Source organism: Sphingobium sp. CECT 9361, from assembly GCF_918741285.1.
GTDB lineage: Bacteria > Pseudomonadota > Alphaproteobacteria > Sphingomonadales > Sphingomonadaceae > Sphingobium.
Genome location: NZ_CAKKNC010000008.1, coordinates 141480 through 161587 on the forward strand (window position 1 = coordinate 141480; position 20108 = coordinate 161587).

Annotated in this window: 20 protein-coding genes; 9 read left to right on the top strand and 11 right to left on the bottom strand. The window is 58.7% G+C overall.

Annotation, left to right across the window (positions count from 1 at the left end; translation table 11 throughout):
* The first annotated feature begins 146 nt into the window (after positions 1-146).
* From aspS to LQ220_RS13310, 3 genes are all read left to right on the top strand, one after another.
* The gene (gene aspS, locus LQ220_RS13300; protein WP_230188781.1) at positions 147-1931 is read left to right on the top strand and encodes an aspartate--tRNA ligase; all 1785 of its coding nucleotides are present in this window, start codon (positions 147-149) and stop codon (positions 1929-1931) included.
* Between the two features lie 708 nt (positions 1932-2639).
* Positions 2640-3335, top strand: a complete 696-nt coding sequence (locus LQ220_RS13305) for a S24 family peptidase (RefSeq protein ID WP_230188782.1) — start codon at positions 2640-2642, stop codon at positions 3333-3335.
* Between the two features lie 96 nt (positions 3336-3431).
* Positions 3432-3620, top strand: coding sequence for a hypothetical protein (locus tag LQ220_RS13310; RefSeq protein WP_230188783.1), 189 nt, complete (start codon positions 3432-3434; stop codon positions 3618-3620).
* Positions 3621-3623: 3 nt separating this feature from the next.
* Here LQ220_RS13310 and LQ220_RS13315 read toward each other — a convergent pair whose 3' ends face one another.
* Positions 3624-4940: an MFS transporter gene (locus LQ220_RS13315; protein ID WP_230188784.1), complete on the bottom strand. Its 1317-nt coding sequence runs from the start codon at positions 4938-4940 to the stop codon at positions 3624-3626.
* 187 nt (positions 4941-5127) lie between these two features.
* On the opposite strand from LQ220_RS13315, the gene pgsA reads away from it, so the two are divergent.
* The 3 genes from pgsA to LQ220_RS13330 are packed head-to-tail and all read left to right on the top strand — an operon-like array spanning position 5128 to position 6399.
* Positions 5128-5679: a CDP-diacylglycerol--glycerol-3-phosphate 3-phosphatidyltransferase gene (gene pgsA / locus LQ220_RS13320; protein WP_230188785.1), complete on the top strand. Its 552-nt coding sequence runs from the start codon at positions 5128-5130 to the stop codon at positions 5677-5679.
* Positions 5680-5686: 7 nt separating this feature from the next.
* Positions 5687-5947 (top strand): MoaD/ThiS family protein, encoded by a 261-nt coding sequence (locus LQ220_RS13325; RefSeq protein ID WP_230188786.1) that lies wholly within the window; start codon positions 5687-5689, stop codon positions 5945-5947.
* A complete protein-coding gene (locus LQ220_RS13330) occupies positions 5944-6399 on the top strand; it encodes a molybdenum cofactor biosynthesis protein MoaE (RefSeq protein WP_230188787.1) in 456 nt (151 codons plus the stop codon). Before LQ220_RS13325 ends, LQ220_RS13330 begins: the two co-directional genes overlap by 4 nt.
* Here LQ220_RS13330 and LQ220_RS13335 read toward each other — a convergent pair.
* Positions 6396-7331: a hydrogen peroxide-inducible genes activator gene (locus LQ220_RS13335; protein ID WP_230188788.1), complete on the bottom strand. Its 936-nt coding sequence runs from the start codon at positions 7329-7331 to the stop codon at positions 6396-6398. The two genes, LQ220_RS13330 and LQ220_RS13335, sit on opposite strands and share 4 nt — an antisense overlap.
* 40 nt (positions 7332-7371) lie before the next feature.
* On the bottom strand, positions 7372-8157 hold the full coding sequence (locus LQ220_RS13340) for a sulfite exporter TauE/SafE family protein (RefSeq protein ID WP_230188789.1): 786 nt from the start codon (positions 8155-8157) through the stop codon (positions 7372-7374).
* A 160-nt stretch (positions 8158-8317) separates the two neighbouring features.
* Here LQ220_RS13340 and epsC point away from each other — a divergent pair, with 160 nt between their 5' ends.
* Together epsC and LQ220_RS13350 are read left to right on the top strand one after the other, a co-directional pair.
* A complete protein-coding gene (gene epsC, locus LQ220_RS13345) occupies positions 8318-9028 on the top strand; it encodes a serine O-acetyltransferase EpsC (protein WP_230188790.1) in 711 nt (236 codons plus the stop codon).
* Positions 9028-9387 (top strand): DUF2794 domain-containing protein, encoded by a 360-nt coding sequence (locus tag LQ220_RS13350; protein ID WP_230188791.1) that lies wholly within the window; start codon positions 9028-9030, stop codon positions 9385-9387. Before epsC ends, LQ220_RS13350 begins: the two co-directional genes overlap by 1 nt.
* Positions 9388-9425: 38 nt before the next feature.
* Here the strand turns inward: LQ220_RS13350 and LQ220_RS13355 are convergent, their stop codons facing one another.
* Positions 9426-10487 (bottom strand): hypothetical protein, encoded by a 1062-nt coding sequence (locus LQ220_RS13355; protein ID WP_230188792.1) that lies wholly within the window; start codon positions 10485-10487, stop codon positions 9426-9428.
* Between the two features lie 186 nt (positions 10488-10673).
* Between LQ220_RS13355 and LQ220_RS13360 the strand changes: the two genes are divergently transcribed.
* Positions 10674-12071 (top strand): porin, encoded by a 1398-nt coding sequence (locus tag LQ220_RS13360; protein WP_230188793.1) that lies wholly within the window; start codon positions 10674-10676, stop codon positions 12069-12071.
* On the opposite strand, the gene LQ220_RS13365 is transcribed toward LQ220_RS13360, so the two are convergent.
* From LQ220_RS13365 to LQ220_RS13395, 7 genes are all read right to left on the bottom strand, one after another.
* Entirely contained in the window at positions 12068-13912 is a 1845-nt protein-coding gene (locus LQ220_RS13365) for an AsmA family protein (protein ID WP_230188854.1), read from the bottom strand. The genes LQ220_RS13360 and LQ220_RS13365 overlap by 4 nt on opposite strands.
* A 107-nt stretch (positions 13913-14019) precedes the next feature.
* Positions 14020-14718 (bottom strand): phosphate regulon transcriptional regulator PhoB, encoded by a 699-nt coding sequence (gene phoB, locus LQ220_RS13370; RefSeq protein WP_230188794.1) that lies wholly within the window; start codon positions 14716-14718, stop codon positions 14020-14022.
* Between the two features lie 11 nt (positions 14719-14729).
* Positions 14730-15425: a phosphate signaling complex protein PhoU gene (gene phoU / locus LQ220_RS13375; protein WP_230188795.1), complete on the bottom strand. Its 696-nt coding sequence runs from the start codon at positions 15423-15425 to the stop codon at positions 14730-14732.
* Positions 15426-15442: 17 nt separating this feature from the next.
* A complete protein-coding gene (pstB, locus tag LQ220_RS13380; RefSeq protein ID WP_230188796.1) occupies positions 15443-16234 on the bottom strand; it encodes a phosphate ABC transporter ATP-binding protein PstB in 792 nt (263 codons plus the stop codon).
* Position 16235: 1 nt separating this feature from the next.
* Positions 16236-17504 (bottom strand): phosphate ABC transporter permease PstA, encoded by a 1269-nt coding sequence (gene pstA / locus LQ220_RS13385; RefSeq protein WP_230188797.1) that lies wholly within the window; start codon positions 17502-17504, stop codon positions 16236-16238.
* Positions 17501-18895: a phosphate ABC transporter permease subunit PstC gene (gene pstC / locus LQ220_RS13390; RefSeq protein WP_230188798.1), complete on the bottom strand. Its 1395-nt coding sequence runs from the start codon at positions 18893-18895 to the stop codon at positions 17501-17503. The genes pstA and pstC overlap by 4 nt, the downstream gene beginning before the upstream one ends.
* A gap of 4 nt (positions 18896-18899) precedes the next feature.
* Entirely contained in the window at positions 18900-19955 is a 1056-nt protein-coding gene (locus LQ220_RS13395) for a substrate-binding domain-containing protein (protein WP_230188799.1), read from the bottom strand.
* Between the last annotated feature and the right edge of the window lie 153 nt (positions 19956-20108).

Genomic DNA, 20108 nt, shown 5'->3' on the forward strand with positions numbered 1-20108 from the left:
CTGGCGGGCGCGTCGGTATCGACATATTCGGCCATAGCCCCGATCCACGGGTTTGTCATTTGCCTAGAGTGGTTGTTGTCCAATTCCATTGGATCGATCACTTTAGATCGTTGGTTTGCTCTAAAGCGTTGAAAGAAATCGAAGCCATGCACGTTTATCGCACCCACACCTGCGCCGCCCTCCGCGAAAGCGACGTGGGCGCGACCGTTCGCCTGTCCGGCTGGGTGCATCGCAAGCGCGACCATGGTGGCGTGCTGTTCGTCGATCTGCGCGATCATTATGGCCTGACGCAGATTGTCGCGCGGGCGGACAGCGATCCGTTGCGGGTGCTGGAGGGGCTGCGGCTCGAATCGGTTGTGACGATTGACGGCACGGTTGTGAGCCGTGGGACTGAAGCGACCAACGCGAACCTTGCGACCGGCGCCATCGAAGTGGTGGCGGATAGTGTGACGGTTCAATCCGCCGCGCAGGAATTGCCGCTGCCGGTAGCGGGTGAGCAGGAATATCCCGAGGATATCCGTTTGCGGTATCGCTTCCTCGATCTGCGCCGGGAAAAGCTGCACGCCAATATTGTGACGCGCACGAAAATCGTGTCCGACATGCGCCGCCGGATGGAAGGCGCAGGATTTACCGAATATTCGACACCTATCCTGACCGCGAGCAGCCCGGAAGGCGCACGCGATTTCCTGGTGCCTAGCCGCATTCATCCCGGCAAATTCTACGCGCTGCCGCAGGCGCCGCAGCAGTATAAGCAATTGCTGATGGTGGCGGGGTTCGACCGTTATTTCCAGATTGCGCCGTGTTTCCGCGACGAAGATCCGCGCGCCGACCGCTTGCCGGGCGAGTTCTACCAGCTCGATCTGGAAATGAGCTTCGTCACGCAGGAAGATGTGTGGAACACGATGGAGCCTGTCATCGCGCAGGTGTTCGAGGCATTTGCCGAGGGCAAGCCGGTGACGCCTGCGGGCAGCTTCCCGCGCATTCCACACGCCGAAGCGATGCTGAAATATGGCAGCGACAAGCCCGATCTGCGCAACCCCATCGAAATTACCGATGTGACCGAGCATTTCCATGGGTCGGGATTCGGCATCTTTGCGTCACTGGTCGAGAGTGGCAACGTGATCCGCGCGATCCCTGCACCGGGTGCCGGTGCTGGCAGTCGCAAGTTCTTTGACGATATGAATAACTGGGCGCGGGGCGAAGGCTATTCCGGGCTGGGCTATATCAACATCAAGGACGGCGTGCCGGGCGGCCCCATCGCCAAGAACCATGGGGAGGAAGCAACCGCGAAGTTGATTGCGGCGCTGGGCCTTGGCCCTAATGACGGCGTGTTCTTTGCAGCCGGCAAGGAAAGCCAAGCGGCGAAGCTGGCCGGGCTGGCGCGTATCCGTGTGGGTGAGCAACTCGACCTGATCGACAAGGATCGCTTCGAATTGTGCTGGATCGTTGATTTTCCGTTCTACGAATATGACGAGGACGAAAAGAAGATCGAATTTGCGCACAATCCGTTCTCGATGCCGCAAGGGGGACTGGAGGCGTTGAACGGGCAGGACCCGGTGACGATCAAGGCGTATCAGTACGATATGGTCTGCAACGGATATGAGATTGCATCGGGGTCGATTCGTAACCAGTCGCCAGAACTGATGGTGAAAGCGTTCGAACTCGTGGGCCTTTCGCAAGCGGATGTCGAAGACCGTTTCGGCGGTCTATATCGCGCGTTTCAGTATGGCGCACCGCCGCATGGTGGCATGGCTGCGGGTGTGGATCGCATTGTGATGCTTCTGGTGGGTGCGCAGAACTTGCGTGAAGTTACACTGTTCCCGATGAACCAGCGCGCGGAGGATTTGTTGATGGGGGCGCCGAGCCCCGCCGCGCTAAAGCAACTGCGTGAACTCAATATCCGGGTGATCGAGGCACCAGCCAAGGCCTAAGGCGCGTACAAAAAACGGCATGGTCTATGCCTTTGTGCACATCCTATTGCGCGATGGGCAGTAGCGGGAGGCGATTGGCTGTGCGTTTAAGCCGTTAAGGCGCATGGCGGAGCATGGCACTGCGTGCGGTGTCATGGTAAGCGTGGCTCCGCGGATGAAGGCTGGTACCAAGCCTTTATAAAATATCGGGTAGCTATATGAAAATGTTAAAGCAGACGATGCGCTACTTTATGTGAAAAAGTAGCGCCACAGCGCATAAGTGGCAAGATATCCCACAATCAGAGCCGCCGGTCCCGCAAGGCGCGATAGGCGCTGAATGACTATATCCGTGGAATCGCTTTCCGATTTCGGCCAGTCCAACGGATCTTCGTGGCCTTTCCAAGCCTCGAAATCATGTTTCATTCCATGGTCTCCGGCTGTCGAAAGTGCGCAAGCGGATCCTTTTATTGCGCCGCTTCTTTATTGAGCGGAGACTTGCGGAAAAGCAATTTTATTTGCATTCATTTTGGATGCAACTATGCTGTGATGCGTTACGGAAAAAAATATGCTTATTTTCAATCGTATAAAATGGTTCATCCTGAGACATAATGGCACTTTTCACATATCGAAATGTGCATTTTGGAGGCTAATTTATCGATGATAGCATTTTCGATATCTCAACGCGAAAGGAAGGGCACGGCATCTGCTGAAACAGAGCCGGTTTTGGATATGCAGGATGTCGAACAGGAAAAAGCGCGGGAGCTGATAGGCCGCATCGTCAGCGCAACGGGATGGTCCGTTACGGAAATCGCGCGGAAAGCGGGGCTTTCGCCGTCCACATTGACACGGATTTATCCTCAGCCAACCGTCAATTACACTTTGTCGACCCGGACGCTAGCGAAAATCCGTGCCGTGTTTCCCACGCCCGATCTAGACGATGTTGCGCCGCGTGTGGCTGACATGCGACAGCCCTTCATAGCGCAACCTTCGGCGACCATTTCAGTGTTCGCCTTGGGTATGCTTGCGGACGCATCTGCAGATGCGCAAATGACCGTTCCGGCGGATTTCGAATTTTACGCCGCCAATCTTGAAGACAGCAAGACGCAGCAGATTCCGCAATTGGCGGTGATGGATAAAGAGCGTTTCTTCGCGGCGTATATGCCGGGCGACGCCATGGAGCCGCGCTTTCGCGCAGGTGAGATGGTGTTGATCGACAAGGTCAGGCCTGCTGCGATCGGGGGCGATGTTTTCGTCGCGCTGAACACGAACGATGGTAAACAGGTGGTCACGGTGGCGAAGCTTATCGAGCGGGATCGCAACCAGATCACTTTGCTTCAGCACCGCTACGATGTGGAAATGCATATCCACCGCAGTCAGGTCGAGAATATCTACCCAATCGTCGCGCTATTTGAGGATCGCTTCTAGGAGGCGGTAGGTATCGGTTGTGCCAGACCGGGACGAGCAAATGTTAACCCTCTTTAACCATGGGCTAAAAGGTAAATGATGCGTTAACATCGCATCATGAGAAAACGTCGCGCCCTTGTCCTGACTACCGAATCTGCCCGACATCCATTTCGGGCCAGTCTTCCGCCGCATGTGCTGGTCATGCCGAAGCATGATCTGCCGGTGAAATCCGACGATCAGGACTGGAAACTGTTTGGCCTGAGCTTTGCGGCGTTCTTTACCGCTTTCTACAGCTTCATAGCGTAGAACTTAGTGGACTATGCACTGCCCATCGCGGCAGGCACTGTGCAGCCGCCAGGCAAGCCATGCCGAGATGGGGCATAAGGCAGCAGCAAGAAGCAACTGGTTGACGGGCGCCAACCCCAGCATCGTCAGGCCCACTGCCACCAACGATCCAATCACCATGGCGCCAGAATTCACGATGTTGTTTGCGGCGATGGTGCGCGCGGCTTCGCACTTTTCAACGGTCGTCGTCAAAAACGCATAGAGCGGCACAACGAACATGCCGCCGAACGTCGCCACCCCCAACAGCGCGCCTGTCAGTTCCCAGGCATCCGGGTGTTTGAGAAAATCCGCCAGCGACAGCAATTGCCCGTCGGTCGCACCAGCCCAATTGGCGCACACGAAGTGGAAGCCCATCAAGCAAACGCCCATTCCGATTACGGAAGCAGGCGCATATTTGGCCGAGACATCGCCCTTGAGCAAGCGATTGATCGCGACCGAGCCGATTGCAATGCCGATGGAGAAAATAGCAAGGAACAGGCTGGCGACCGCTTTGTCGGCGGTGAGTACATTTTTGACCAGCGGCGGAAACTGAATGAAAAGGATAGACCCGATGGTCCAGAAGAAGCTGATCGATAAGATCGCAAGATACAGGCGCGGAACGTGCATCGTGCCTTTCACCAGTTTGATCGATGCGCGGATGAAGTGATAATCCACTGGATCGCAGCGTCCCATCGGTGGCGCGGGCGGCACTTCTCGACCTGTTAAATAGCCCACTATTGCTGTCATAATGACGACAGCCGCAGCGACTTCGACCGAAATGAGACCGGCCAAAATGGTGCCGGCAAGAATGGCGATGTAGGTTCCGGCTTCGACCAGACCGGTGCCGCCCAGCACTTCATCGTCGTGCAGATGTTGGGGCAGGATGGCATATTTGATCGGTCCGAAGAATGTCGAGTGAATCCCCATAGCGAACAGAGCCAGCAGCATCAGCGGAATGGCGATGCTGTGTATCGTTATGCCCATCCATGCGAGCGCCAGTCCGATCGCACCCACAGTCATGATGCCGATTTCCGCAGCTTTGACGATGCGAATGATGCGGGCCTTATCCCGCTGATCGGCAAGCTGCCCTGACAAGGCGGACAACAGGAAGAAGGGGAGGATGAATATGCCGGTCGCGATGGCGCTGAACCACGTCTCGGCCTTCTCGTCATTATAGACGGAATAGACCACGAACAGGACCATCGCGTTCTTGAACAGATTGTCGTTAAAGGCGCCCAAAAGCTGTGTGACGAACAGCGGAAGGAACCGCCGCTTGGTAAGGAGCCTGACCGAGGCTTGCATAAAGGCGATGACTTCTCGCTGTTGCGCTAATTGAGGCGGGGTCTAGCCGCTGCCAATGCCGCTGTCCAACCTCGTCTGCTTCGCTGCGATAAGTCGAACCTTGTTACAAGGGCGATATGATGGGTCCGCGCTGAAGTTACGCCACGACCGCTTGTCACCGGGAGACGGCTGTGGCAGGCGGAGTGACATGCTAACGCTGCCCAATCTGTTGACGCTTTCGCGCATTTTCGCCGTGCCGTTGCTGGTCGGCCTGTTGTGGTGGCCGCAATGGCAGGCAGGATATGCCTTCGCCTTTGCCTTATATTGCCTGATGGGCATTACCGATTATTTCGACGGTTATCTGGCGCGCGCCAACGGCGCGGTCTCCCGACTGGGTATTTTTCTCGATCCGATCGCCGACAAGATCATGATCGCAGCAGTTATCCTGATGCTGGTTGCGACGCGGGACATCACGGGTATTCACATCATTGCGGCTTTGGTGATCCTGCTGCGCGAAATCGCCGTGTCTGGATTGCGCGAGTTTCTGGCGGGGTTGCAAGTGTCCGTCCCGGTTTCGCAATTAGCGAAATGGAAGACGACGTTTCAGCTTATATGTTTCGGCGCGTTGATCCTTGCCGGTGCATTGCCGGCCTATCCCTTCATTCAATGGACCGGCATCGCAACCCTGTGGGCCGCCGCGATCCTGACCGCGGTGACGGGTTGGGATTATTTGCGCGTCGGCCTGAAGCATATGGACTGATCCGACGGTGGCGGGCTTGGACATACTGTATTTCGCCTGGGTGCGCGATGGCATCGGTCGCGATGGCGAGCGGATCGACACTCCTGCGCGTGACACTAGCATCGCAGCATTGATCGAAAGCCTGGCGGCGCGCGGCGGTGGCTACGCGCAAGCCTTGGGCCAGCCGACGCGGTTGCGAGCGGCGCTCGATCAGCGGTTCGTGCCGCTCGACACGGTGATTGGCGATGCACGGGAACTGGCGCTGTTCCCGCCCGTAACCGGGGGATGAGCATCACCGCTTCCGTCCGGACCGACGATTTCGATGCCGCCGTCGAGTTGTCGGCGCTGGAAGCACTGGGCGGCGGGGCGGTGGCTAGCTTTACCGGGATTGTGCGGGGGGAGGGGGACTTGCTTACGCTCCATCTCGATCATTATCCGGCCATGACCCAGATGCAGGTCGAGCGGATCGCAGCGGACGCAATGGCGCGCTGGCCCCTGTTGGGTATCCGCATCGTCCATCGCGTTGGCACCTTACGGCCCGGCGACCGCATCGTTTTTGTGGGAACGGCGTCGCGCCATCGGAAGGCTGCGCTGGAAAGCTGCGCCTTCCTGATCGACTGGCTCAAGAGCCACGCCCCGTTCTGGAAAAAGGAAAGCTTTGCGGACGGGCGCGAAAGCTGGGTCGAAGCGAAGGCGGAGGACGATGCCAAAGCATCAGAATGGCTATCGCCGACACCTTAAGCGGGGACTTTGCTTCGTAGCCTGCGCGGCGCTTTAGCGGCTTCGCGCAGTATCTCGGCGAGCATCCGAAACTCCTTGTCGCGCGGACTGTTCTTGCGCCACACAAGGGCGATCTGACGCTGCGCATTGTCGGTGTTGAGCGGTCGCGCGACGATCTGCGTATTCTCCAATATTCCGCCGGTGATCGCCATTTCCGGCAGCATGGTCAGGCCCAGCCCATTATCCACCATCTGCACCAACGTGTGGAGCGAAGTGCCCATCATCGTGGCTTCCGCGCGGAGTTCGGGGCGATTGCAAGCGGAGAGGGCGTGATCCTTCAAGCAATGGCCGTCTTCCAGCAACAGCAGTCGCGCTTCGTCGATCATGTCTGCGTCGATATGCTCGGGCGGATCGCGTGGATCGTCCTTTGGGAAAGCCACGAACAGGCGATCGGCGAACAGTATCTCGCTATCCACGTCACCGGTCGCATAGGGCAAGGCGAGCAGCACGCAATCGACCTGGCCATGGCGAAGGGATTCGATCGCCTGGCCGCTCGTCTCTTCGCGCAGATAAAGTTTGAGTTCGGGCTTGTCAGCGCGTAGCTTCGGCAGCAGTTGCGGGAGCAGAAAAGGTGCAATGGTAGGGATGACGCTCATCCGCAATTCGCCGCATAGCGGCTTGCCGGCGGCCTGAGCGATACCGGCGAGTTCCTCGGCTTCGCGTAGGACGCGATGTGCCTTTTCCACGATGCGGTCGCCCAAAGCCGTAAATCGCACCACACGCCGGGTACGCTCGACCAGTGTCACACCGATCAGCGATTCCAGTTCGCGGATGCCAGCCGATAATGTCGATTGGGTCACGAAACAGGCATCGGCGGCTTTGCCGAAATGCCCCTGTTCCTTGAGCGATACCAGATATTGCAGTTGCTTCAGAGTCGGCATGTAGCTCGACATATGATTGGCTCCCTCGATTGACGAGGGAAATATAATCGCTCTAGCCGATATATCCAAGCCACTTGGCAATGCCGAACAACGACGTGAGCGTCAGAATGATGCCAACCGAAGTCATCAATATCTTGGGAGCCACATGTCGCGCCAACATTGCGCCCAAAGGCGCAGCCACTACGCCGCCGATCAGCAGGCCAGATGTCGCGACAGTGAAGGCCTCCCAACCGACGTTAAGGAAGAAGGTGATCGAGATGCTGAGTGTCAGAATAAACTCGACGCTGTTCACTGTGCCAATGGTGTGACGCGGGCTGGACCCCTGAATGAGAAGGTTGGAGGTTACCACCGGACCCCAGCCTCCGCCGCCGCTCGCATCCAGAAACCCGCCAACGAGACCCAGCGGAGCTACGATTTTCGGATTGCTGTGCTGGGGCAATACATGACGAGACCGCCAAATGAGATAGACCCCAATGGACAGAAGATAGACTTGAATGAATGGCTTGATGACGTTGCCGTCGATGTTTGAAAGAACATAGGCACCTAGCACGCCCCCGATCACGCCGGGAACGACCAGACGGCGAAACAGGCTCCAATCGACATTGCGATGGGCAATGTGGCTGATCGCTGAAACGCCGGTGGTGCAGGTTTCAGCCGCGTGGACGCCAGCAGATGCTGCCGCAGGGGGGACACCGAGGGCGAGCAGCAAGGTGCTGGAAATCACGCCATAGGCCATGCCTAGGGCGCCATCCACCATCTGCGCGAAAAAGCCGACGAGTACGAACGGCCAAATGGCGTCCGCGTGGGTAGCCCCCATTGCCAGGATCGAATCGATCATTCATGCCCCTCATGCCGTTATTGTCTACCGCATTGCTTTGCTTTTATCGGATCGCCAAACAAGTTTCTCTTGGGTCTGGCGAAGGCAAAAACGGTCTGCATCTGGAATATCGCAACAAGAACGCCTATTCTGTATATCGGTTCAGGTTGAAGGGCGTTCTATGCTCAATCGTCTCATTACGTATTTGGATTCGGTGAAGTCCCGTGATCCTGCCCCCCGGTCGCGTGCAGAAATTCTTCTGTATCCCGGTGTCTGGTCGCTGGCGTTTCACCGTATCGCACATCGGCTGTACCGAGCTGAGCTATTTTTTCTTGCGCGCGCCGTCAATCATATGTCGCGTTTCCTCACCGCGAACGACATTCACCCCGGCGCACAGATCGGCAAAAATCTGTTCATCGATCACGGTTTTACCGTTATCGGTGAAACTGCCGAGATCGGCGACGATGTCACCATTTACCAGAATGTGACGCTGGGTGGCACGGACCCGGCGAACGGCATCGCGGGCAAGCGGCACCCGACCATCGGGAATGGCACCATCATCGGATCGGGCGCGCAGGTGCTTGGGCCGGTTACAGTCGGGCCGCGTGCGCGGATCGGCGCCAATGCGGTGGTTACGAAGAATGTGCCCGAGGCTGCCACTATGGTGGGCATTCCCGCACGACAGATGCTGGTCGACGTCACTGCCTATCAGCGGGATTTTCTGCCTTACGGTACCCCTTGCAGCGATAATTTCGATCCCGCGACGCAAAAGCTGGAACTGATGCAGTGCGAGATCGAGCAACTGCAAAAGCGTCTGGCGGCGCTGATTGCGGAGCAGGGCAAGGGCAAGCCGGATTCGGATGATGCTGTGCAGGAGCGTGGCTGCGCCTGATGAGCAGCACGTTTCATCCCGGTAATGTCACGCCGTTCCGGCAGGGTGGATTACCCACGCAAACATTGTTCGACCGACAGGAATTGACGCGGATTATGGACCTTTACGGTCGTATGGTGTCGGCTGGGCATTGGCGGGACTATGCCATCGATATGGGGAAGGATGCGGCGGTCTTTTCCGCTTTTCGCCGTGCGGCGGAGCGACCGGAATATCGGATAGAAAAGCGGCCTTCGCTCCGTAACCGTCAAGGCATGTGGGCGCTGATCGGGGAAGCGGGCGCTGTGCTCAAGCGCGGTGCGGATCTTGGTCCGGTGCTTGCCCCGGTCGAACGCAAACTGATGAAGTTGGTCGAGGAATAGCCTTTCCTTCCCGCCGGAAGCGGGAAGGCAGGTGGCATTCAGACGGTCACGACATCGCGGTCGAGATACGGCAGGCGACCGCTTATGTCCTGCGGCAATCCTTCGACAACCAGCTTGCGCGCTTTGTGCCAGAATGCCGATAGCAGGAGTAGGGCCGACCCGATGACCAAGGCAGTGAGCGCAAAGGATGTTTCCACTGCGCCCGCCTGCCGAAATAGAGCGCTCAAGGCCCAGAGCACATAAGCGAGGCTCGACACCAGCAAGGCGCGACGGTCGATCGCCAGCGCGACCAGTCCGAACAGGATGTACAGGCCAATAACGGCGACCGCCGTACCTGGCGTAACTGTGCCGCTTAGCACACCAAGCAAGCGGAACAGGCTGTGGGCGATCATCGGTGCAGCCGCCAGATGCAGCCAGAACGCCACGTCCGACCGACGCGTAGTGCGGGCGCGATCGCTCATGTCCCACCACATGGCGAAAGCGAAGATTGCAACGCCTGCCGCCATCACGACCCAGAAAATGGTGTCCCCGATGTCAGGAAACGCTGAAAGCGTCAGGGTAATGGCAACGCCCGCCATTGCGGCGGCACCCGCTGCCACCGTGATCGGCACCATGAACCGTCGCCAATGCACCCAGATCGCCACGGCAGTGGCCAGCGCGATGCCTGCTGTGATGAGGGCACCGATCCGCGATCCTGCATCTGGAAACAATCGAAATGCGGCGGCGAACAAGGTGAAGGCAAAGCCGCCGGCAAAGCTGAGCAAAAGTAATATGCTGGGCAGCGCCATACGGCGCACGCGGGTAAAATACTCGGCCAGTCCCCACGATGCCAGCGTAACAAGTATCCCGGCAAGAACCGTCGGTTTACCTGAGTCCAGGCCGCCGCTGATATCCTGTCCGAGCCAGCCTACCGCAACCAGCAGAATGACACTGGCAATTGCCACGAAGATGTCGTTAAATCCTGTTAGCAAACGAAAATGTTCTTCGTCCACCAAGGGACTGGCGCGCCTATCGGCCGCATGGCTGCGCAATGCGTCGGCTGCCTCTTGGCTGATGGCGCCCGCTTCCACAGCCGCTTGTAGGTCACTCTCGCTGTACATTGCGCTCTCCTGAAATTCGAAAGATCAATTACACCAACTGTATTACCATCACAATACGCTAATACGGACTCGTCATTTTGTCGCAAAACAGCAACAAAAAGTCCGCGCAATTGAAACATAATTGTCATAACTGCCGCTCGCTCGATCAATCACACAAGCGACCCTGCGGGGAATCACGGAGTTCCGATGACCTATCGACCCTGGACTGTCGCTTCCGCGCTCGTAATTGTTGCAATGCCGAGCATTGCATCGGCTCAGGCGCTCACTGCGCAGGAGGCGGCGGATTTGCGCGCGCAACTGTCGGCATTGAAGGCACAGGTCGAACGCCTCGAAGCACGGCTCGACAGCACGCAGCAGCAGGTTGCGACGCAATTGGCACCGTCGGCGACTTCCGCGCCAGTCAACGTCGTTGCGGCCGCACCAGCCAAGCCGACCACTACCATCAAGTGGAAAGGGTCGCCGCAGTTCAGCTTGGGTAGCGCGAGTTTCAAGGTCAAAGGGCGCATCCAGTATGATGCCAGCTATCTATCGGTGCCTAAGGATGTGGCCGATCTTTCCAAAGGATATTCCAACGAGCTGCGGCGCCTGCGGCTGGGCGGCGAAGGCACTCTTGGCGGTGGTTTTGGGTATAAGCTGGAAACCGAATTATCCGATAACAGCATCGATCTGGTCGACACCTTCATAACCTATGAGCGTGGCAAATGGCTGATCACCTTGGGTAATCAGAACGAGTTCCAGTCTCTCGACGAGTTAACCGGGGACACTACCGGCTCGGTCATGGAACGTGCGGCTTTTACCGATGCTTTCGCGTTTGAGCGGCGCCTCGGCCTTTCGGCGCAGTATCGTGGCAAAGCGGTGCTGGTGCAGGGGGGTATCTTTTCGGACAGCGCTGACTCGCTCACCAACAGCAGCGACGGTGTGACTGGAGGCGACGAAAACAACAGCATCGGACTGGACGGTCGCATCGTGGTCATGCCGAAGGTCGGCGATATGCAACTTCACTTTGGCGGTTCGTACCATTGGCGCGATTTTAACCGCCTGGCCGCTGCCCCGGTCCGTTATCGCCAGCGCCCCTATATCCACAGTTCGAACAGCCGCTTCCTCTCGACGCCCGCCATCAACGCCACGGGCGAGCGGCATTACGGTTTCGAAGTGGCGGGTAGCCAGGGGCGTTTCAGCTTCGCAGGCGAAGGCCATTGGCTACGCAGCGTCCGGTCGGGGCTTTCCGATCCGCAGTTTTTCGGCGCCTATGCCGAAGTGGGGTATTTCCTGACCAAAGGAGACAGCCGACCGCTGGCCGACGGCATTTTCGGCCGGACCGATCCAAAGAACCCTGTAACGGCGGGCGGGCTGGGCGCTGTACAGCTTACTTTACGGTATGATTATCTCGATCTGAATGACGGCGCGATAGTTGGCGGAACGCAGAATGCTTACATCGCCGCACTCGTCTGGGCTCCGATCAACTATCTGCGCTTCAACATGAATTACGCTCATCTGGACTATGCCGACGCAGCCATTCTGGCCGACACACGCGCCGACTACGGTATAGACACGGTGAGCCTACGCGCGGAACTCGATTTTTAGCGCAAGACGTTTGCGGCCATGGCACGGCAATCGGTGTCCGATGCTGTCGGTCCCTGCTTTCCGGCGATGGCCCGGCCAACCATTTTTACCACGTTGCCGACCGACTTTGTTTCCTTCGGTACCACTATGCTGGGCTGCTTGATCGTTCCCAGTATTGGAACCGATCCGTCCAGCCGCAATATACTTCGCGTCTTTGGTGCGCCGGTAAGCGCCAGCGCCATTCGTTCATCATTCAGTGTGATTGTACCATTCGCCTTTGTAAGTGCGCGTGTCGTGTCGATCAGGACGGGATTGGTACGCATGACCCCATTCCGCACATCCAGCCGTGCAATGATGCAGCGAAGGGACGCCATTTCGTCTTTCCCCGTCAATATGCCACGGCCTACGTCCTGACCGAGCAGAGACGCTGTGCGTGCAGGGATCTTGCCATCCCGCGCGACGAGGGCGACCACGCCGTTGGATCGTGCAATGGCGCCACGGATGGTGCGTCCACGCCCGGCCAGGCGCAGTTTTCCTTCAAGTCGTCCGTCGATTTGCGCATGAGGGAAAAAGTCTATCAGCCGGGCATCGCGCACATTCATCGCGATATTCAACATAGGGGACGACGCGATGGATTTGCCTTGACGTTGATCGATCGACAAGCGGCCCGCGAACCGGCCGCGCGTCAGGCCCAATTCCAACGGGTCCATAACGAGATGCGATCTCTCGAGCATCAGGGTGGCACGCAGGCTGCGAAAGGGGGAAGATCCAGGCCATAGCAATTTCCCGACGGTTAGCCGTAGCTTTCCATCGGTCTTGCCAACGTTCTTTAGATCGATGGCAGTAGCAGGCACAAGCCGGTCACCGAACCTTGCTTCCATGGCCCTGCCGCGCGCCTTTCCAGCGACGCTTGCCAGGTCATCGAAATCAAATTGCCGTGAGGTTACTTCGCCGTCGATCCGTGTTCGACCGTCGCGCTTTTTGATCGTCGCATTGCCTGCGATATCGGATCGTCCGATCGTTCCACGCAAATTGGCGATCTTCCAGTCGGGCGTGTCGCGGCGGACTTTGGCGGCAAGTTTCACAGGCTGGGTTCCCGGCAACCCGGCCTCGATGATGACATCCAGCAACGCCAGATCGTTGGCGTAAGCCGTGGCGCTGGCAGTCAGGTGGCCGACGTCGAGAGGGCGATCCATTGTCCCTTCAAAGGTGGCACCGACCGTCTGGCCCTTTATCTGCGCACGGAAGGGCCATGTCTTGTTGGCGGCGTCGCCCGCAATGGGGCCGCCATCGACGGACACGGCGACGGGATTGCCCTTTAACTGCCCAGTGCCCCGCATGGCGAGACCGCGGCGTACATCGGCTTCGACTTTCAGGTCGAAGCTGCGGCCGCGTTTTGCATCGCGATACAGGACGCGGCTATTGGCGATTTTAAGGCGCGAGAACTGGGGGCGCTGCCCGTCGCCGTCCGATGTGTCACCATCGTTCCAGCTCTCGCGGCCGTTTTTGTCGCGAATGAGCGTCAGCGTCATGCCGTCCACATCGAACGCCTCGACCGACATTTTTCCGGTCAGAAGGGAGAGTGCGTTGAACTGCAACCGTGCTTGCGCCACTCGGGCGAGATCGCCTTTTCCGGCCCATGCAGGCTGGGGTATGGTGATGCCACGGGCGATAACTTCGGGATGGAAGGAGAAGCGGTCAGCACGCTCCATTACGGCGATTTGGGCAGGTCGGCCCAACCGTTTAGATAAACGGTGTTCTATGGTTTCGCGCAGGACTCCCCAAGGGAAGGCGGCCAGTGCGATGAGCAATATAATCGCAAATGTGCCAATAATGAGCAGGCCCTTCGCCCACCATGACATAGTACGCAATTGAAGTCCTCGCCCCTCTTGGACCTGCCGCTTGGGCAGGCGCATGAAATAAGGACGCACGAAACGAAAATTCGTTCCGTTAGCGGTTCAATCGCGGATCAGTTGGGGCCGTCTGTGTCCAGCGCATAGCCCGCCGAGCGTACCGTGCGGATGATATCGCGATGGCTCTCGCCATTGATTGCCTTGCGGAGACGACGGATATGTACGTCAACCGTACGCAGTTCGATATCGCTGTCCTGTCCCCAGACGCTGTCGAGCAATCGCTCGCGCGAGAAGACCCAGCCCGGATGCTCCAGAAAATGCTTGAGTAGCCGAAATTCCGTGGGGCCAAGCGAAACGGTCTGACCGGCGCGACGGACCTTGTGGCCGACCGTGTCCATCTCGATATCCGCGAAGGACAAGGTTTCGCCCGCCAGTGCAGGGCGCACGCGACGCAATACCGCGCCGACACGCGCGACCAGCTCGCGGGGCGAGAAGGGCTTCGTTACATAATCGTCGGCACCGGTTTCCAAACCACGCACGCGATCCTCTTCCTCTCCGCGTGCGGTGAGCATGATGATCGGTACATTGGCCGTACCGTTCATGCGGCGAAGGCGGCGGCAGACTTCGATGCCGGACAGGCTTTCGACCATCCAGTCAAGGAGGACGATATCAGGCGTTTCTTCCTGCGCCATGATGAGCGCTTCTTCGCCGTCAACGGTGTGCGCGACATCAAAGTCTTCGCGTTTGAAATGCCAGATCAGAAGTTCGGCAAGGGCCGCGTCGTCTTCAACCAGCAGCATTTTGGCTCGCGCCATGGCAGTTGTCCTTATTTGCCCGCGTCTTCGGGGGCTTCGCCGCGCTCGCGGTCGGGCAGATACTGGCCGGTTGCCGCATAATAGACCATCTCCGCGACATTGGTCGCGTGGTCGCCGATCCGTTCGATGTTCTTGGCTACGAACAGCAGATGCGCACTTTCCGAAATCATCTTTGGATTTTCGGCCATATAGGTTAGCAGCGTGCGGAAAATGCTATTGTAGAAATCGTCTACTACCTTGTCGCGCTCGATGACGGCAATCGCAAGATCAGCATCGCGCGCAGCAAAGGCGTTAAGTGCATCGTGCACCATTTCGCCGGCGATTTGCCCCATCGATGGGAGCAGCGACATCAGTTCCAGCTTCCGATTTTCGACGATCAGCGGCACGCGCTTGGCGATGTTCTTGCCGTAATCGCCGATCCGTTCGACGACGCCCGCGATCTTCAGCGCCGCGACCACTTCGCGTAGATCGTTCGCCATCGGCGCGCGCAGGGCGATGGTCTGCACCACCAGTCGCTCGACTTGTTCCTCCAGCGCGTCGATCTTTGGATCGTCCAGCACGACCTGACGCGCCATATTCTTGTCACGGCGGAGCAGCGCCATCATCGCGTTGTCGAGGCTCGCTTCCGCGCGTCCGCCCATTTCCGCGATCAAGCCGCGGAGCGTATCGATATCTTGATCGAAAGCCTTGACCGTATGTTCAACCATTATTCTCTCTCCCCCGGTCAGCCGTAGCGGCCGGTGATATAATCCCGTGTCCGATCTGCCTTCGGATTAGTGAAGATGTCGGATGTTACGCCATATTCTACCAGCGTTCCCAGATGGAAGAACGCCGTTCGCTGCGACACGCGCGCCGCTTGCTGCATGTTATGCGTCACGATCACGATCGCATAGCGACCCCGCAGCTCGTGGATCAGTTCCTCGATCTTCGCCGTTGCGATGGGGTCGAGTGCCGAGCAAGGCTCGTCCATCAGGATGACTTCCGGTTCCACGGCAATCGCGCGGCCGATGCAAAGGCGCTGCTGCTGGCCACCGGATAGGGCTGTGCCGCTTTCGTTAAGCCGATCCTTGACCTCTTCCCAGAGACCCGCCCGGCGCAGCGACTTTTCAACGATCACGTCCATATCGGCTTTCGCGCTGGCAAGGCCATGGATGCGCGGGCCATAGGCAATGTTTTCGTAGATCGATTTCGGAAACGGATTGGGCTTCTGGAAGACCATGCCAACCCGCGCGCGAAGCTGCACCACGTCCATCGAAGGGGCGTAGATGTTCTCGCCATCCAGCGTGATTTCCCCCTCGACTCGGGCGCTGGCGACGGTGTCGTTCATGCGGTTCAGGGTCCGTAGGAATGTCGATTTGCCGCAACCGGACGGGCCGATGAAGGCCGTTACATTGTCCATGTCGACGTCGATCGACACCTTGTTGATGGCTTGCTTGGCCCCGTAAAAGACGTTGACGTCACGCGCCGTCATCTTCGGATTATTGGGCTTTAGCGCCTGTTGTTCTTCAGTCAGCATATTACCAGCGCTTCTCAAATTTGTTGCGAAGATAGATGGCGAGACCGTTCATCGCCAACAGGAAAGCCAGCAGCACTATGATCGCTGCCGATGTCTTTTCAATGAAACCCTTGCTAACTTCGTCTGACCACAGGAAAATCTGTACGGGAAGGACAGTCGCGGGGTCCGTTATGCCGCCCGGTGGGGTTGCGATGAAGGCGCGCATGCCGATCATCAGCAGCGGCGCAGTTTCCCCGAGCGCGCGGGCCATGCCAATGATCGTGCCGGTCAGGATGCCGGGGAGCGCGAGCGGGAGGACATGGTGAAATACGACTTGCACCGGGGATGCGCCGACACCCAGCGCGGCATCACGAATGGAAGGCGGCACAGCCTTGATCGCGTTGCGCCCGGCGATCACGATGACCGGCATGGTCATCAGCGCCAGCGTCATACCGCCGACCAGCGCGGCAGAGCGGGGGAAGTCCAGCAGGTTAAGGAAAATCGCCAGACCCAACAGACCGAATATGATCGACGGCACGGCTGCAAGGTTGTTGATCGATACTTCGATGATGTCCGTCCACCACGCTTTAGGCGCATATTCTTCCAGATACAGTGCCGTAGCGACACCGATTGGGAAGCTCAGCAGCAGCGTGACGAGCATCGTCAACAATGACCCCTTGAACGCACCCCAGATGCCGACCTGTGTGGGATCGGTTGCATCGCTGGCGGAGAGGAAGGCACTGTTGAAGCCAGTGGATACGACGCCCGATTGCTGCAGCCGCGCATAGGCCGCTTCATCGGTTTCGCTGGCATCGCCCTTGGCTGCCAGATCGATACCGGTGGAGGCCGGGAGGGACAGCGTGATTTTCTGCGAAAGGACCTTCGGATTGTCCAGAATCGCGTCGCGGACGGTCAGCCAGGCATTGGGTGAGATCAATGCATCGCCCCCTGCGCCGAGGGCCTTATCGGCGGCCTGCGCCGTGATGGCCTGCAGGTTTGCGCCTGCCAGTGACTGCGCATTGACCGTAGCGGGATCGATAAGGATTGGCGCTGTCTGGAAATCGATCTGCAGAGCGATTTCGGTGCGCGTGAAGCCGCGCGCGCCATTGCCGATCATGGTGAACAGCAGGAACGCCAGAAACCCGGCTGACAGCAATACCGCGCCCATACCCAGCAGGCGGAACCGGCGTTCTGCTGCATAGCGCGCAGCAATCCGCTTCTGCATCGCGGCGCCCTTCCAGTCGGTGGGGTTGCGCGTGGGGCTGGCGAGTGTAGTCGAAGGCGCGTTCATTCGTAGGCCTCCCGATATTTCTTTACGACGCGAAGGGCGACGATGTTGAGCAGCAACGTGACGATGAAGAGCACCAGCCCGAGGGCGAACGCCGCAAGGGTTTTGGCGCTGTCGAATTCCTGATCGCCCGTGAGCAACTGGACGATCTGGGTCGTAACTGTCGTCACGCTGGAAAAGGGATTGAGGGTCATGTTAGCGGCAAGGCCAGCGGCCATCACCACGATCATGGTCTCCCCAATTGCACGGCTGACCGCCAGCAATACGCCGCCGACGACACCGGGTAGCGCTGCGGGGATCAGCACGCGCTTGATCGTCTCGCTGGTGGTCGCGCCCATCGCCAGCGATCCGTCACGCATGGCCTGAGGCACCGCTGCAATGCTGTCGTCTGCCATGGAAGAGACGAAGGGGATGATCATCACGCCCATCACCAACCCCGCGGCAAGCGCGCTTTCGGAAGATGCGCCGCTGATCCCGACGGCCACCGCAAAGTCGCGCAGGGCAGGAGCTATGGTGAGCGCGGCAAAATAACCGTAAACCACCGTCGGGACGCCCGCGAGTACCTCAAGGATCGGCTTCATCCACTTGCGGGTGTTGGGCCGCGCATATTGCGTCAGGTAGATCGCGCTCATCAGGCCCAGTGGGATTGCGACGACCATTGCGATGATGGCGCCGATGAAGATCGTTCCCCAGAACAGCGGGACCGCACCGAAGGCGCCTTCATTGCCAAAGCCCATGGCGGCGGATTGCGGCGACCATTTCGTGCCGAACAGGAACTCGAACGGATTGACCATCGAGAAGAAGCGCAGCGATTCCCACAACAGTGAAGCCACGATGCCCACCGTGGTGACGATCGCAAGGAGCGACGCGCCGAGCAGCAGCGCCATGACCAGCCGTTCGACCCGTGTCCGCGCGCGGAAATCGGGGCGGATGCGAGTGAAGGCAAAAGCGCCGCCAGCGAAGGCCAGTATCAGCGCGAGAACGACGCCGCCGGTCCCGAACTTGCTGGTCGCTGCCCGATAGGGTTCTACCAAGGCTTGAGCCGCCGGGTTGAAAGCCATCGCCTGCTTGCCGCTGGCGATGTTACGCGCTTCGCTCAGGATCGCGCCCCGTCCGAAGCTGTCGCTCGGCAAGCTTTGTGCGGCCGGGTCGGCCAGCACGGACTCCGTGACGAGGCCCGGCATGACATTGGTCCACACGGCCAGAAACAGCAGCGCGGGGACCAATGTCCACAGCGCAACATACCAACCATGGTAGCTTGGTAAGCTATGCATCGCGCCGCGTGCTGGCCCCGCATTGGCGGCGGTCTGCAATCGCGTGGCGCGCGCACGGGCGCTGACCCAGGCCGCTACGCCCAGGCCGAGCAGCAGCAAAAGAATGGCGGGACCTGTCACGATCTTATTTCAGGTCTGCGCCGTTCAGCACCGGCAACGACTTGACGGTTTCGGCAGCAGCGCTGCGAACCGCATCTGTCGCAGCAACCATGCCGCGCTTGGCAAGCAGGCCACCTGGGTTCCACGAGGCAGCGAAGGTGTCGAGATAGGCCTTCAGACCGGGTATCGCCTGAATATGCGCCTTCTTGACGTAGATGTAGAGCGGACGCGCGCCGGGATATTTACCGCTCGCGACATTGTCATAAGTGGCATCGACGCCGTTCAGCGGAATGTCGTTCAGCGAGTTCAGATTTTCTTCGAGGAAGCTATAGCCGAACACGCCCACTGCGTTGGGATTGGCACCCAGCTTCTGTACGATCAAATTGTCGTTCTCACCGGAGTCGACATATTTGCCGTCTTCGCGAACCTTGGTGCAGGCTGCCTTATACTGGTCTTCGTTGCTGTCTTTGAGCGCCTTCATGGCGGGGTCCGACTGGCAACCCTTTTCCAAGATTAACTCGGCGAGGGAATCGCGTGTTCCGCTGGTCGAGGGCGGGCCGAAGACGGAGATGGCGATGGCGGGAAGGGCCGGGTCGACATCCTTCCACGTCTGCGCCGTGTTCGGACCCTTGCCGAAAGGATTGGCAGCCAGCGCCTTGTAAACGGTCTCCGGCGTCAACTTCAGGCCGGGACCTTTTTTCGATTCAGCAAAGGCCAGGCCATCGACGCCGATCTGGATTTCGACGATTTCCTTGACGCCGTTTTTCTCGCACATTTCGAATTCGGACTTCTTCATCCGGCGCGATGCGTTTTCGATGTCGGGGAACTGCGAGCCGACGCCGGCGCAGAACAGCTTCATGCCGCCGCCTGTACCGGTCGATTCGATGATTGGCGATTTCATGCCGGGGTTTGCATTGACGAACTGTTCGGCAACGGCGGTAGCGAAGGGATAGACGGTCGACGAGCCCACAGCGCGGATCTGATCGCGGCCGGCTGACTCGCCTCCCGCCTTGTCCTGACATGCCGACAGAGTAGCCGACAGCGCAAACGCCGAAACGGCGAGACGAACGATTTGCTTCACTTGGAGCCTCCACAAAAGACGATGCCGCGAATCCCCGGTGCGACCTTCTCGTGGCAGCGCCCTAGCGACGGATCATCGCGCCATTGTGACAGTTGCGTTGCAGTTTGATGACAATGCTCCAGAAGCCAGCAAAACGGCCAAATTTTATTCAGC